Source organism: Acinetobacter entericus (assembly GCF_026168575.1).
Taxonomy (GTDB): domain Bacteria; phylum Pseudomonadota; class Gammaproteobacteria; order Pseudomonadales; family Moraxellaceae; genus Acinetobacter; species Acinetobacter bouvetii.
On the sequence record NZ_JAPEQW010000020.1, the window covers coordinates 30,427 to 43,735 of the forward strand.

Consider the following 13,309-nt stretch of genomic DNA (forward strand, 5'->3'; position numbering starts at 1 on the left):
TGCGTTTTTTACATATTTCATAGCGGTTTTATTGATAAGGATATAGAGATTTCACTGATATAAAGCCTTTCGGCTCTTTTCATTCTATTTTTATCAATATTGATTATTTTATTCATTCTTTAGCATTTTTTTTCATAACAAAAAAGCCTGACGAATCAGGCTTTTTTCAACATGAGTTCAATGCTTATTTTTTATCCGGCAATGCATAGGCCACAATTGAATCGCCCATTTTGGTGCCGAATGAACCGTGACCGCCTGCCATAATCACGACATACTGTTTGCCGTTGGCTTCATAAGTCATTGGCGTCGCTTGACCGCCAGCCGGCAAACGGCCTTTCCACAGCTCATCACCATTGGTCACATTGATCGCGCGGATATAGTTATCCTGAGTGGCGCCAATGAACATTACGTTGCCCGCAGTTGAGATTGAGCCGCCAAGCATTGGCACACCCATTTTAAATGGAGGCAATGGAATGCCTGGCATACTGTCACGGATCGTGCCGATGCGTCGTTTCCATGCCGTTTCATGGGTATTCAAATCGACCCCCGCAACATAGCCCCAAGCAGGCTGTTTGCATGGCAAGCCAAACGGAGACAAGAATGCGCTGATTTCAACACCATAAGGCACGCCGTACATCGGCTGCACGCCAGCTTCGGTACCTGCGCCTTTGGCCGTTTTAGGCCGGTTTGGATCTTCAGGAATAAGCCTAGATACAAATGGCAGGCCAATTGGATTCATCACTGCGATTTGACGGTCTGGATTTACAGACATGCCGCCCCATTCAAATACGCCTAAGTTGCCTGGAAACACCAATGTGCCGTTTTCTGAAGGCGGTGTATAAATGCCGTCATAGTTCAGTTTTTTGAATGACACTCGGCAGATCATTTGGTCAAACATGGTTGCGCCCCACATTTGCTTATCTGTCAATTTGTCTTTCGGCGCCATATCAAAATCTGAGAATGGCTGTGTTGGAGAATAGCGCTCGCCTTTAGTTTGCGGACCGCGTTTTACCGTTTGCGGTACTGGACGCTCGGTAATCGGGACAACCGCTTTACCTGTACGGCGGTCTAAAACAAAGGCGTTGCCTGTTTTAGTCAACACGTAGATCGCAGGAACCATATTGCCTGATTTATCTTTAATGTCCGCTAAAGTCGGCTGTGACGGCACATCCATATCCCATAAATCATGATGGGTGGTTTGGAAATTCCAGATCAGCTTCCCTGTGGTTGCATTCAGTGCCAGCATTGAGTTGGCATAGCGCTCATCCAATTCAGTGCGGTTACCGCCCCAGATATCCGGTGTGCCGACACCGGTTGGCACATACACGATATCCAGTTTGGCATCATAAGCCAAAGGCGCCCATGCATTAGGTGAATTATGCACAAATTTTTGACCCGGCGCCGGAATCGCATTCGAATCCTCAGCACCGGTATCAAAGACCCAAAGCAGTTCGCCGGTATTGACATCATAGCCGCGGATGACACCGGATGGCTCTTCGGTAGAATAGTTATCGGTGGTTGAGCCGCCAATAATAATGGTGGTCCCTGTCACTACGGGCGGAGAGGTCGGGATATAGCCGCCAGGATAAGGGAATGGCATATCTTTTTGCAGATCCACTTCACCGCTATGTCCGAAGTCTGAACATGGCTTGCCAGTATTTGGATTCACCGCAACTAAACGGCCGTCATTAACCGGAAGAATGACTTTTTGAGGGCATTCAGCAGAAGCCGTTTTTTTAGCCGCCAAACTGGCTTCAAAACCTGCGGTGTTGTTTGCATCATAGTAAGAAACGCCGCGGCAAGTTAAATGCTGATAGGTATTATCGGCTTTCAGCTTCGGATCAAAGGTCCATTTCGCCTTACCGGTCACTGGATCAAGCGCAGTCAATTTTTGGTGGGTTGTACAGATGTACATGTTGTCGCCCACTTTAATTGGCGTCACCTGATTGGTGGTCTCACCAGAATCATTCTCCGTTTTAAATTCGCCCGTATGATATTCCCAAGCCACTTCAAGATTTTTGACGTTATCCGAGTTAATTTGCTTTAATGGAGAATAACGCAAACCTGACTGCGTACGGCCATACGCCGGCCAGTCTTCATCAGCAACACCTGGAATCGGCTGCGAAACGGCAGGCTGTTTGGTGCTTAACTCACCGCGGATTTCCTGAGGATCGTTAAATACAGAATAGATCATCACAGCAATGGTAATCGCCAATGAGCCTGTCAGCGCTATTTTTGCGCCTTTGCTATGGTCAAAACCGCGGGTGACTGCTGGAATCAGCAGCCACAAGCCAAATACACCTAAAATATCAAGGCGCGGCGCCAGAGCGAAAAAGTCCGAACCGACTTCCCATAAGCCCCAGACAACGGTTCCTAAAACCAATGCCGCATAGACAATCAATGCTGAACTTTTTAATTTCTGCAGCAAAACTGCAGTCGCAATGAAGAGTAAACCTGCAATGATGTAGTACCAAGACCCGCCCAGCACTGCAAGGTATATCCCTCCTATCAGCAGAATCAAACCAAACAGCGCGGCTATGCCCGCGGTGAAAGTTTTAAATCCTGAACCAGAAGACGGAGTACCCATATAAGCCACCTTTTTCTTAGATTCTTTTTAAGCTCATCCCTTCTTAGAACAGGATGAGCGCCTGAATAGTTTTTAGATTTTAAGTATCTGCCAAGCCATTTCAGCCCACAGCTCAAAATGCTGAGCATGAACAGCTTTATTGTTTTCAAGTCAAATGAATCCAGTATTTGCCGATGATGCCTGGCAAATACTTACGGATCTAGAAACTAAAATGCGGTCTGGAATTTAATTCCGCCGACCCATGCATTTTCACCATTTTTATACGCGCCAACATGGCGGATATATTGAATATTGGGGCGCACTGTCAGCCAATGGGCTGCATGAATGCCATAATAAATTTCGGCATCGTATTCTTCACTTTGCAGGCCGCGCGCATCGACTGTGTTATTGGAAATATTGGCGTCATTCACATCATCATTAATACTGACGCGCCCAAATCCAATGGCTATTTCATCCTGCGGGCGGGCATCGAAAGCGCCTTTGTAAACCAAGCCTATATTTTGCATATCCCTGACGCTGTTGGTATCAGCATCATGCACAGTCAAGTTAGCGAAACCGCTTAAACCGCGTGACGCATCATCTTTATGCGCAGTCAGCTGCTGCTTCGCGACAATCCAGCCGCCTTGATGATGATCTTGTGCATTGACAGCGCTGTGAATGACATCTGCATCCGCCGTGCTGTAGTAATAGCCGGCGCGGTATTCACCGGGAAGCGCTGCAGCGCCGGCTTTAGGCGACCAAACCACTTCTGCCGGAATAATTGCGCCATGTGAGCCATCGGTGCTTAAGTTCCAGCCTTTACCGCGCTCCAGATTTTCAGGGTTGTATTCATACACTCCCACTTGCGCAAATAAATCTGGTCGGATGCTGTATTTCACCCGAGCCGCCCATTGGCTGACGGGCCAGTTGTACCATTGATCACCGGCCCAGTTGCCGACTTGCGAACCGCAGAGCGCCAAATTTTGAAAATCACAGTCAAAGCTGTTGAAGTCCTCGCCTTCACCAAACCGGCCGGCCTTTACATCCAGTTTTTGATCGAGGAATTTTTTCTTGATCCAAAAATCAGTTAAGCGCCAAGTTTGACCGCGGCCCCACACTTCTTGAACTGAGCTTAAATGCCCGTTCAGCGCATCAGAAGTTTGCGATAATGAATGGCCGTTACGCTCCGTCACGGTGATTTGCGCTTCAGTGTCTTGCCAGCCGAGAATTTTTTCTAAATCCAGATGAGCGCCAATCGCGAATTGATCGGCATATTCAGTGCCATGGCTGGATGAATATTTTGCATCCAGCAATGTGGCCATTTCTCCAGTATATCCGAAGCTGAAATCATAGCCTTTTTGCTGCAAATCACTCCGCTGGCCATTCCAATCGCCAAACATCCAAGGGCTTTCAGCGCTGAAAGCTTCGGCAGCAGAAACACTTTGCACTCCTAGACTTAAGGCGCAAAGGCTGAGACAAAAACACCAACTGTTTCTTAATTTATTCATAATTGGTGACCTTTTATATTTTTTACTCATGTGAACAATACGCTTAACCCGTATAAAATCGCATGCTTTTTTATTATCTCAAAGCCACTAAGCCACAGCAATTATCATAATAAGAGATTTTACAATAAATCACAGCCTAATGATTTTCCTATAAATTCGTACCTTATTTTTGATCGTGAAAACTTAATCGGACAAGCTAATTGTTGTTCGTTTTTTGTACTCCCCGCTTGCAGCGGCACAGAAACCAGCCAGTCCCGCTCATCCGCAAGCGCGGAATGCAAAGCCTCATGCAAACTGAGTACTGGCTCAACACATACATCCTGTGTGCTAAACAATTCATTCCATTCAGAAAAATCTTTAGTCAGCATCTTTTCCTGAAGCGCCCGCTTTACGGCTGTTCGGTCTTCTGGAGCAAAGGATGCGCCTTTTTCAGCCACGATCGGAAGCTCTAAAATCTGCGCCAAACCCAGCATAAATTGCGGTTCTAAACTGCCGATGGATACATAGCGCCCATCGCGGGTTTGGTAATAATCATAAAATGTGCCGCCATTTAAATGTGAATGCTCAGGCTGCTGCCGTTCATTGCCTGCGATTTCCGCAGCTGCTGCCATATTGTTTAAGGCTACGGCGCAATCTGTCATGGAGATATCAATATACTGGCCTTGACCGCTTTGGCTGCGCTCAATGACTGCGCTCAAAATAGCAATCACGGCATGCAGCGAACCGCCGGCAACATCGGCAACCTGAATGCCCAGCGGAGGCGGCCCGCTGTCCTGACGGCCGCTATGGCCAGCAATGCCCGATAGCGCCAGATAATTAATGTCATGCCCGGCGCGGTCTTTATAGCTGCCGGTTTGACCGTAGCCGGTCACCGAGCAGTAAATTAATTGCGGATGAATTTCGGCAAGTGTTTGATAATCCAAACCTAAGCGCTGCATGACCCCTGGCCTGAATTGCTCAACAACAATGTCGTATTCAGAAATTTTAGATTTCAGCAATGCAATACTGTCAGGATCTTTTAAATCCAAAGCCACGGACCGCTTATTGCGGTTTAAGTAATTGTGCGATGCGGCCTGCCCATTGGAATACGGCGGCATCAGGCGTACAAGATCGGGACGTGTAGGTGATTCAATATGCACAACTTCGGCGCCCATATCCGCCAAATACATTGTGGCGAATGGACCTGGCAGCAGAGTGGAAAAATCAAGGACTTTCAAACCATTTAGCGGATAATTCATTGGGTTTTTACTCTATTTATGTTGCATTTTCAGGCATATTAGAAATATAAAAGAGTCAACACAATGTCATGTTCAGCCATTTACCTTGATAGTTTCGGCAATTTAACATGTAAAAATGGTAAATTTACTGTTGTAAATTGCCATACATACATTTTTTAGCGTCATTTAGGTCAAGCAATAGTGAACATTAAAGAGACTGAAGGAATTAACATGAGTCGCGATACGATCAGTATCCATTTCGTCAACGCCGCCCTGTCTGGTGTAAAGCGCCTTGGCATGGATGTCGAAACTTTATTGTCTCACGTTGGCATCGAGGCAGAGCTTCTGCGTCAGCCTAAAGCGCGTATTTCACCTGAACAGTACACCCGCTTCATTAAAATGCTGTGGATGGTGACGCAGGATGAACACGTCGGTTTTGATATTCAGCCGCGCCGTTTGGGCACTTTTGCCATTATGTGCCAGTTGATTATTCATGCAAAAACATTAGGTGATGCACTGGAGCTTTCCTCGCAATTTTATAAATTATTTGGCGATGAATGGTCTGTTTCACTGGAGCGCGATAAGCACGAAGCGCGCTTAGTGCCCTTAATTCCAAAATCCATGGACCCGGATCATTTCATTACAGAAAGCATGCTGATGATTTGGCATGGCTTAGCGTCTTGGCTGATTGAACGCCGCTTGCCGCTGGAGCGTGTGCATTTCGGCTACAGCCGTCCAGAGCATGCCGACGAATATGATGCGCTGTTTTTTGCACCCGTGATGCAGTTTGATGCGCCGCGTACCGAAATTACTTTTGCAGCGGATTATTTAGATCTGCCGATTCGCCAAAATGAAGAATCTCTGGAAGAATTCTTAAAGGCGGCGCCTGCGCAATTGCTGGTGAAATTTAAAAACACCAATTCTTTAACGTCTCGCATCCGCGAAGTGCTAAAGAGCCAAATTGGTGAAGAAATGCCGACACTGAATGATGTTGCATCGATGCTGTATCTTTCACCGCAAACCTTGCGCCGCCGCTTGGCTGCTGAAGGCAAAAGCTATCAAGGCGTGAAAGACGCCTTGCGCCGGGATGCCGCCATTCATTTATTACTCAATCCAGCATTAACTCTGGAAGATGTGGCGCAGCAAGTCGGTTTCAGTGAAACCAGCACCTTCCACCGCGCATTTAAAAAATGGACTGGGGTAACCCCAGGCCTATACCGTCAATTACACGGTTATCATTAAGCCAAACTGTGGATAATTTTTGACTTATCCACTGAAGATAGTTTTTTTACAGAACAACTATCCTCGCCCAAGCAACATGCTTGGGCTTTTTTATGCCTTTTCAGCTGTTTAGCGCCAGGCCGCATGGCAAAGGCTGAAACAACAAAGACTCTATGCCTTGCGGATAAATTGGCAGTTTCAATACCTCCAGCTCTTGCGCACTGTACCATGCAGCTTGATATACGGAACCATCCGACTCTTGGCCCATAATCTCCTGCATTGCATAAACGTGACGGTCGGAAAATTCGGCAGCATACACAAATACAATCTCATGCCCCTGCTGCCCATCAAAACTGAAAATATTCTCCAGCACCTGAAGCTGCTGCACATGATGAATCTCTTGCTGAATTTCTTCCCGCACTTCCCGCCGAATTGCATCAACTGCAAGCTCTCCAAATTCTATACCGCCGCCAATCGGCATTAAATAATGCTCATTCTTTACAGAATCAAAACCTTGAGTTAAAAGTACGCGTCCGCGGTGTTGAAATAAACACACCGCTTTACCCCGTATATTTTTCATGCTTATCGCCCTTTTCCATTCGGCATAGCTTAGCACGCGCATCAAAAGAGGCTTAAAACATCATTTGTTGAGATCTCTGCACTTTATTTTAGTTAGGCCATCTGCTCAGGATAAAAGTGGCAAAAAACCTCAAGTGATCTGAGCCGTTCTCGTCATTGCACTTCGCTAATTAATCATTACACTCAAAAGCACATAAAAATTTTAATGCAGCAATTAAGGATAAATTATGAGTGAGGCTTACATCATTGACGCCATCCGCACACCGCGCGGCAAAGGGAAAAAAGACGGTTCATTGCATGAAGTAAAACCCATCAGTTTATTAACGGGGCTGCTCAATGAGCTCAAAGACCGCCATCAATTTGATACCGCTGCAGTCGATGACATTGTTTTGGGCTGTGTCACTCCGATTGGTGACCAAGGGGCCGATATTGCCAAAACCGCAGCTATTGCTGCCGGCTGGGACAATGATGTCGCCGGCGTGCAGATTAACCGATTCTGCGCATCAGGCTTAGAAGCAGTGAATTTAGCGGCGCAAAAAGTCCGCTCGGGCTGGGAAGATCTCGTGGTTGCCGGCGGCGTCGAGTCGATGTCCCGCGTGCCGATGGGTTCTGACGGCGGCCCTTGGGCGCTGGATCCGGAAACCAATATGGCCTGTGATTTTATTCCGCAAGGGATTGGCGCCGACCTGATTGCCACGATTGACGGCTATACGCGTGCCGATGTGGATGCCTTTGCAGCAGGCTCGCAAAAGAAAGCCGCTGCAGCCCAAGCCAATGGCTACTTTGACCGTTCCGTTGTATCTGTACAGGACAAAGCGGGCGTGACCATTTTAGCCAAAGACGAATTTATTAAACCGGCCACGACAGCAGAAGGCTTAGGCAAGTTAAACCCAAGTTTTGCCATGATGGGGCAAATGGGCTTCGATGCCATCGCCCTGCAAAAATACCCCGAAGTCGGTATGGTCAATCATGTACATCATGCAGGCAACTCATCGGGCATTGTCGACGGCGCTGCGGTAGTGCTGCTGGCTTCTGAAAAGGCAGTCAAAGAACAAGGCCTCAAACCGCGCGCCAAAGTGCTAGCAACGGCTTTGGTGGGGACAGACCCAACCATTATGCTGACCGGCCCTGCGCCAGCTGCCCGCAAAGCCTTAGCCAAAGCAGGCCTGACGATTGATGACATTGACCTGTTTGAAGTCAATGAAGCCTTTGCCGCTGTGGTGATGCGCTTTATAACCGAACTCAAGGTTGATCCTGCCAAGGTCAATGTGAATGGCGGCGCCATTGCTCTAGGCCATCCACTCGGTGCAACGGGCGCAATGATCTTGGGCACGCTGCTGGATGAACTGGAACGTCAAGGCAAAAAACGCGGCTTAGCGACTTTATGTGTCGGCGGCGGGATGGGCATCGCTACAATTATTGAATTGGTATAAGGAGAAGAAAAATGAGCGCAATTCAATTTGAAAAAAATGCCGACAATATCGTTATTGTGACGCTGGATTCTCCAAACCAGTCTGCCAATACCATGAATGCCGACTTCCGCGCAGCCTTGGCAGAAACGGTAGAAAAACTGCAAGCTGATGACAACATTGCAGGCATCATTTTCCGTTCTGCGAAAAAAACCTTCTTTGCCGGCGGTGACCTCGATGAACTGATTCAAGCCACGCCAGAACATGCAACTGAATTCTTCAACATGATTGAAGATATGAAGTCCAAACTGCGCTATATCGAAACCCGTGGCATCCCCGTAGCGGCGGCACTGAATGGCACGGCGTTAGGCGGCGGCTGGGAGCTGGCGCTGGGCTGTCATTACCGTGTCGCTTTAAATGATGCCAAGGCGAAATTTGGCCTGCCTGAAGTAACTTTAGGCCTGCTGCCGGGCGGCGGCGGCATTGTGCGCATAGTGCGTTTGCTCGGTTTGCAGAATGCCTTCCCTCTATTAATGGAAGGCAAACAGTTTGCTGTCGATAAAGCCAAATCGCTTGGACTGATTCATGACATTGCCGAATCTGAACAAGAGCTGCTGGACAAAGCCATAGCTTGGGTCAAAGCCAATCCTAAATCGCAGCAGCCCTTTGATGTGAAAGGTTACAAAATTCCAGGCGGCACACCCTCCACTCCAGCGGTCGCGCAAATGCTGGCGATTGCCCCCGCGATGCTGCGTGATAAAACCAAAGGCTGTTACCCTGCGCCTGAAGCGATTATGGCTGCCGCGGTTGAAGGCGCTCAGGTCGATGTCGATACCGCGCTCACGATTGAATCGCGCTACTTCACTTATCTGGCGACCGGCCAAATTTCTAAAAATATGATCGGCACCTTCTGGCATGGCCTCAATGCCATTAAATCTGGCGCCAGCCGTCCGAAAGATGTCGCGAAATGGACAGCATCAAAAGTGGGAATTTTAGGTGCAGGCATGATGGGTGCAGGCATTGCTTATGCCACAGCGTCTAAAGGCATTGCTGTGGTGCTCAAAGATGTGTCTGTCGAAGCTGCAGAAAAAGGCAAAGCCTATAGCCAAAAGCTGCTGGATAAGAAAGTATCGCAAGGCCGTTTAAGCGCAGAAAAACGTGATCAAGTTTTAGCGCTCATCCATGCCACTGCAGATGCTGTCGATTTGCAAGGCTGTGACCTGATGATTGAAGCGGTATTTGAAAATCAGGAACTGAAAGCCAAAGTCACTCAAGAAGCTGAAGCGCATCTGACCGCAAGTGGTATTTTCGCTTCGAATACTTCTACTTTACCCATTTCAGGACTAGCACAGGCATCGAAAAATCAAGCTAAATTTATTGGCCTGCATTTCTTCAGCCCAGTGGATAAAATGCAGCTGGTGGAAATTATTAAAGGCAAAAATACCTCTGCTGAAACACTGGCCAAAGCCTATGACTATGTTCAGCAAATTGGCAAAACCCCAATTGTAGTGAATGACAGCCGTGGTTTCTTTACCAGCCGCGTGTTCGGCACCTTTGTACAGGAAGGCTTGCGTCTGCTGTCTGAAGGTGTGCATCCAGCGCGCATTGAAATGGCGGCGCTGAAAGCCGGCATGCCGGTTGGCCCGTTGGCGATTCAGGATGAAGTTTCACTGACGCTTTCAGAGCATGTGGCAAACGAGACCCGTAAGGCCCTGCAAGCTGAAGGCAAAGACCTGCCGCGCTCAGGTGCTGATGACGTGATTCAAAGCATGATTCATCAATTTGGCCGCAAAGGCAAAGCTGCCGGCGCAGGTTTTTATGACTATCCTGAAGGCGGCAAAAAGCATCTTTGGGATGGCTTAAGCAAATGGCAGAAAGACAATGACATTTCAGAACAGGAAATGATTGACCGCTTCCTGTTTGTACAGTCGCTGGATACTTTGCGCTGTCTTGAAGAGGGTGTTTTAGAGTCAACTGTCGATGGCAATGTCGGTTCAATCTTCGGCATTGGCTTCGCGCCTTGGACAGGCGGCGCTTTGCAGTTCCTGAATCAATACGGTTTAGAAAAAGCTTTGGTCCGCGCCAATACGCTTGAAGCGAAATACGGCGAACGCTTTAAAGCGCCGCAATTGCTCAAAGACAAAATCAGTAAAGCCGAGCTGATTTAATCCCGAATCTCCGCATTCAAAATCAGATTCAAGAAGGAGCCGCGGCTCCTTTTTTTTTTATATTTGATTCTTAGAAAAAATGTCTGCGCCGTTCCCGTAAATCAGCATAAAAAGAACACGGGACTATACTTAAAACGCTAAAGCATTTGAATGATTTAAAACTTATTTTGCTTGACGGGGAAACCCGCAAACGGTTTCAGCTCTTTTAAAATAAACATGCTTTGCATTTCCTTAATGCCCGGCAAACGCCGAATCACCGACATCGAAAACTCTGCATAAGTATCTAAATCAAGCGACACCACCTGCAGCAAAAAGTCAGCGTCTCCGCCCACGCTGTAACATGCCACCACATTCTCCAGCTCAGCAACTTTTTCCTCAAATTTCCGCGCTTCGGCTTCACTATGGCTGTCAATGCTGACGCGAATAAACACCATGACGCCTAGGCCTAGTTTCTTGCGGTCAAGCAAGACGCCATAACCGCGGATCACCTGTTCATCTTCCAAGCGCTTGACTCTGCGCCAGCACGGTGAAGCTGACATGCCGATCTGCTCAGACAGCTGCTGATTGCTGGCGCGGGAATCCTGCTGTAAAAGGCGCAGTATTTTTTCATCAGTACGGTCTAATTTCATTTAGGGAACAACCTGCCTTTTTTATTTAATTTATAAATAATTTATACCCTAAAAGCATTAAATTTTGAAATAAATAGATCAATTCCACCTGTCTGTTTGCCGAACAATAGGACTGTTTGCACACTGGAATAAAGCCCATGAATTTACTGATGCCGCTCGGCAGCTATACGTTTACTTTAGCGCTGGCGGCGCTCATTCCCGGGCCCGGCATGACTGGGCTGCTGTTTAAAACCCTGAGCCGCGGCTCAAGCCATGGCCTCAAAATGCTGGCTGGACTGGTCACTGGAGACCTTCTCTATCTGATGCTGGTTTTATCTGGACTCAGCTGGCTGGGACATGCATTAAACAGCATATTTGCATCAGCGCTGATCCTCTGCGCATGCGCCTACCTGCTGTATTTGGCTTACCGTTTTTGGAATACAGCGCTGTTCTTTAATATGCAGGAGGAATCTTCCAACCAATCATCCAGCTATAAAGAAGGCTTGCTGATCACACTGGCCAATCCCAAAACCATTTCCTTTTATTTGGCGCTGGTTCCGTCCATTTTAGGCACGGCTGCACTGCAGCCTGCGGTACTGAGCGCAGTTGTGCTGCTGACCATTGTGACCTTATTGGCTGCCGGCAACCTGTATATCTTCAGTGCGGTCAAAATGAAGGATTTGCTGCGCAGTCCAAGCGCCCTGCGCATTTTGCTCAGAGGAACAGCGCTCATGATGGCTGGGTTTGCCTGCAGCGGCATTTTCTTAGAAGGTTCCCGCTTGATGCACTAGTAAAATGCGCACTGTATTCAAGGGCTAAGTAAAAACCATAAAAAAATCATGGTTATCTGATTATTCCCCCATCATGCGCCAATTCATGTTATAAAGTAACAAATTTTAGAATTCTTTTTATCCGATTGAGTATGCTGTTATGACAGACCATTCTTCTCCTGAAAAATCTCCTTGGGGCTGGAAAGCGCTGATTATTGCCTGTATTTTGGGTGCATTATTTATGGGTTTCTTTTGGCTGGCTGTCAGCAATGAGCCAGACTATATGCCAAGTCAGCAGAAGAAAGACAATACTCAGCAGCATGCTTTCAAGAATGCGCCTGCAATGACTCAGGAACAAATGGCTGAAGCACAGCAGCAGAAAGAAGCCCGTGAAGCAGCTCAAAAACAGTCAGCAGCGGATATGAACATGACTGAAGGTGAACATGCGCATATGGATGATATGCAGCACGAAACTGCGCCTAGCCATGCTCACTAAGCTGTAAATAAAATCTATTAAAAGCACTGTTCATTCAGTGCTTTTTACTTTTAGCCCTTGATCAACAGCAGGAGACGCTTTTTTGTTTTAACAAAGATATCTTCATTTGCTGCATAGCAGACTCCACTGCTTTAGCTTTACCATGCGGCTGCAGATCAGTGCCTTCTGCATAAATAAAATCAACATCATCAATACCAACTAGCCCCAATACAGCAGTCAAATAAGATGTGACGGCATCAGTTGCTAAACCTTGATGGATACCGCCTCTTGAACTGAAAACAGCTGCCTTAACTCCTTGAATTAATCCCACAGGCGCTGTTTCAGTATATTGAAAAGTGATGCGTGCCCGCGCAATCAAATCAAACCAGTTTTTCAGCTGAGTCGGCACATTCAAGTTATACATCGGCGCAGCAATCAGCAATAAATCACAGTGCCGAAGCTCCTGAATAAATTGATCCGACAAGGCAACAGCGCGCTTAATCTCAGGTCTTTCATTCACTTCGCCGCGCAAAGCCTGAAACAGCTCTAAGTCCAATACTGGCAAATGCACCGCAGCCAAGTCATGTTCAATCACCTGATCTTTACAGCCCTGCCGCTGACGCTTCTGCAAATAGGCATCTATCAACTGATTACTTATGGATTGATTGTGCATAAAACTGGATTTAAGCACCAAAATTTGACTCATGATCTGGCTCACTCTCCGAATTGAACACAAGATTAGCATTGCTAAATTAGATGCAAAAGCGATAATAAATCATCATATTGAT

The 13,309-nt window shown here is 47.3% G+C and carries 11 protein-coding genes; 5 read left to right on the top strand and 6 right to left on the bottom strand.

The genetic code is table 11. The features are described 5' to 3' along the window. Window positions 1–184: 184 nt before the first annotated feature. The 3 genes from OKC24_RS14345 to OKC24_RS14355 form a co-directional block, all read right to left on the bottom strand. Window positions 185–2,587 (bottom strand): glucose/quinate/shikimate family membrane-bound PQQ-dependent dehydrogenase, encoded by a 2,403-nt coding sequence (locus OKC24_RS14345; RefSeq protein WP_130147998.1) that lies wholly within the window; start codon window positions 2,585–2,587, stop codon window positions 185–187. Between the two features lie 206 nt (window positions 2,588–2,793). After that, window positions 2,794–4,074, bottom strand: a complete 1,281-nt coding sequence (locus OKC24_RS14350) for a carbohydrate porin (RefSeq protein ID WP_130147996.1) — start codon at window positions 4,072–4,074, stop codon at window positions 2,794–2,796. A 119-nt stretch (window positions 4,075–4,193) separates the two neighbouring features. Next, window positions 4,194–5,312 carry a CaiB/BaiF CoA transferase family protein gene (locus OKC24_RS14355; protein WP_130147994.1) on the bottom strand — a complete coding sequence of 373 codons (1,119 nt, stop codon included), beginning with the start codon at window positions 5,310–5,312 and terminating at the stop codon, window positions 4,194–4,196. A 210-nt stretch (window positions 5,313–5,522) separates the two neighbouring features. Here OKC24_RS14355 and OKC24_RS14360 point away from each other — a divergent pair, with 210 nt between their 5' ends. Then, window positions 5,523–6,533: an AraC family transcriptional regulator gene (locus OKC24_RS14360; protein ID WP_005007790.1), complete on the top strand. Its 1,011-nt coding sequence runs from the start codon at window positions 5,523–5,525 to the stop codon at window positions 6,531–6,533. A 100-nt stretch (window positions 6,534–6,633) separates the two neighbouring features. Here OKC24_RS14360 and OKC24_RS14365 read toward each other — a convergent pair whose 3' ends face one another. After that, window positions 6,634–7,092 carry an NUDIX hydrolase gene (locus OKC24_RS14365; RefSeq protein ID WP_130147992.1) on the bottom strand — a complete coding sequence of 153 codons (459 nt, stop codon included), beginning with the start codon at window positions 7,090–7,092 and terminating at the stop codon, window positions 6,634–6,636. 226 nt (window positions 7,093–7,318) lie between these two features. On the opposite strand from OKC24_RS14365, the gene OKC24_RS14370 reads away from it, so the two are divergent. Then, window positions 7,319–8,524 (top strand): acetyl-CoA C-acetyltransferase, encoded by a 1,206-nt coding sequence (locus tag OKC24_RS14370; RefSeq protein WP_130147990.1) that lies wholly within the window; start codon window positions 7,319–7,321, stop codon window positions 8,522–8,524. Window positions 8,525–8,535: 11 nt separating this feature from the next. Beyond that, window positions 8,536–10,668, top strand: coding sequence for a 3-hydroxyacyl-CoA dehydrogenase NAD-binding domain-containing protein (locus tag OKC24_RS14375; RefSeq protein WP_130147988.1), 2,133 nt, complete (start codon window positions 8,536–8,538; stop codon window positions 10,666–10,668). A gap of 155 nt (window positions 10,669–10,823) precedes the next feature. Here the strand turns inward: OKC24_RS14375 and OKC24_RS14380 are convergent, their stop codons facing one another. After that, window positions 10,824–11,297 (bottom strand): Lrp/AsnC family transcriptional regulator, encoded by a 474-nt coding sequence (locus OKC24_RS14380; protein ID WP_130147986.1) that lies wholly within the window; start codon window positions 11,295–11,297, stop codon window positions 10,824–10,826. Window positions 11,298–11,434: 137 nt separating this feature from the next. On the opposite strand from OKC24_RS14380, the gene OKC24_RS14385 reads away from it, so the two are divergent. Further along, window positions 11,435–12,067, top strand: a complete 633-nt coding sequence (locus OKC24_RS14385; RefSeq protein ID WP_131276074.1) for a LysE family translocator — start codon at window positions 11,435–11,437, stop codon at window positions 12,065–12,067. 139 nt (window positions 12,068–12,206) lie between these two features. Next, window positions 12,207–12,542, top strand: coding sequence for a hypothetical protein (locus tag OKC24_RS14390; RefSeq protein ID WP_130147982.1), 336 nt, complete (start codon window positions 12,207–12,209; stop codon window positions 12,540–12,542). A 61-nt stretch (window positions 12,543–12,603) separates the two neighbouring features. On the opposite strand, the gene OKC24_RS14395 is transcribed toward OKC24_RS14390, so the two are convergent. Beyond that, on the bottom strand, window positions 12,604–13,227 hold the full coding sequence (locus tag OKC24_RS14395; RefSeq protein ID WP_130147980.1) for an FMN-dependent NADH-azoreductase: 624 nt from the start codon (window positions 13,225–13,227) through the stop codon (window positions 12,604–12,606). Window positions 13,228–13,309 lie beyond the last annotated feature (82 nt).

Bases quoted from the DNA above. Each gene is read 5' to 3' on its own strand.
- OKC24_RS14345 (WP_130147998.1), bottom strand. From the start codon at position 2,587: ATGGGTACTCCGTCTTCTGGTTCAGGATTTAAAACTTTCACCGCGGGC.
- OKC24_RS14350 (WP_130147996.1), bottom strand. From the start codon at position 4,074: ATGAATAAATTAAGAAACAGTTGGTGTTTTTGTCTCAGCCTTTGCGCC.
- OKC24_RS14355 (WP_130147994.1), bottom strand. From the start codon at position 5,312: ATGAATTATCCGCTAAATGGTTTGAAAGTCCTTGATTTTTCCACTCTG.
- OKC24_RS14360 (WP_005007790.1), top strand. From the start codon at position 5,523: ATGAGTCGCGATACGATCAGTATCCATTTCGTCAACGCCGCCCTGTCT.
- OKC24_RS14365 (WP_130147992.1), bottom strand. From the start codon at position 7,092: ATGAAAAATATACGGGGTAAAGCGGTGTGTTTATTTCAACACCGCGGA.
- OKC24_RS14370 (WP_130147990.1), top strand. From the start codon at position 7,319: ATGAGTGAGGCTTACATCATTGACGCCATCCGCACACCGCGCGGCAAA.
- OKC24_RS14375 (WP_130147988.1), top strand. From the start codon at position 8,536: ATGAGCGCAATTCAATTTGAAAAAAATGCCGACAATATCGTTATTGTG.
- OKC24_RS14380 (WP_130147986.1), bottom strand. From the start codon at position 11,297: ATGAAATTAGACCGTACTGATGAAAAAATACTGCGCCTTTTACAGCAG.
- OKC24_RS14385 (WP_131276074.1), top strand. From the start codon at position 11,435: ATGAATTTACTGATGCCGCTCGGCAGCTATACGTTTACTTTAGCGCTG.
- OKC24_RS14390 (WP_130147982.1), top strand. From the start codon at position 12,207: ATGACAGACCATTCTTCTCCTGAAAAATCTCCTTGGGGCTGGAAAGCG.
- OKC24_RS14395 (WP_130147980.1), bottom strand. From the start codon at position 13,227: ATGAGTCAAATTTTGGTGCTTAAATCCAGTTTTATGCACAATCAATCC.